Source organism: Piscinibacter defluvii, from assembly GCF_004011805.1.
In the GTDB taxonomy this organism is placed as follows: Bacteria; Pseudomonadota; Gammaproteobacteria; order Burkholderiales; family Burkholderiaceae_C; genus Piscinibacter; species Piscinibacter defluvii.
Genome location: NZ_RCHJ01000136.1, coordinates 1 through 598, shown reverse-complemented (window position 1 = coordinate 598; position 598 = coordinate 1). Strand labels below are relative to the sequence as shown.

Annotated in this window: 1 pseudogene; it reads right to left on the bottom strand. The window is 62.4% G+C overall.

The features are described from left to right. A pseudogene (locus tag D9C15_RS33250) lies at window positions 1–233 on the bottom strand (GNAT family N-acetyltransferase); the annotation flags it as partial. Between the last annotated feature and the right edge of the window lie 365 nt (window positions 234–598).

The following is a 598-nucleotide window of genomic DNA, read 5'->3' as shown; positions in this document are numbered from 1 at the left end:
GGACCGAAGAGAAAGGCAACTTCGGCGAGGGAATCGTGAACTGTGGCCTCGAGCCGGCCCAGCATGGCATTGGTGCTAGCGTCGCGCACCAGGTAGTTCAGCCAAGTTTGGCCGACGGCGCGGGCAGGTGGACCGGCAAGAGCGCGGGACAGGGAAAGCTTGAAATCGTTGAGCGAGGGAACCTCATCTTCGATGTGCTGATACACAGCTGGGTGCAACAGCGTGACGGCCAACTCGTCCAGATGTCCGGCGCGTAGTGGTTCAAAGACAAGCCGAGCAGTCACGGTGGGGGTGTGTGCGGCCTAACGTTTGAGCTGAGGCGACCGCCGCGGATTGGCGCTTGGGCCGCGAGGCCGATGATATGCACCACGGGCTCGCGGCCCAAGCGCCAAGCCGCGGAGGGTCGCCTCGAGCGAAGGGTTAGGCCTCACTCGTTGCTGCGCAACTCTTTGCGGACGGTGAGTTTGAGGCCGGACCACACTTCACTGACCGCGCAGACCTTGATGTCGACGAAGCCGAGCGGAAGAGCGAGTTCACGGATGGTGTCTTCGGTGACCTCGCTCGGAACCTTGGAAGACTTCTTCGGCCACGAGATCCA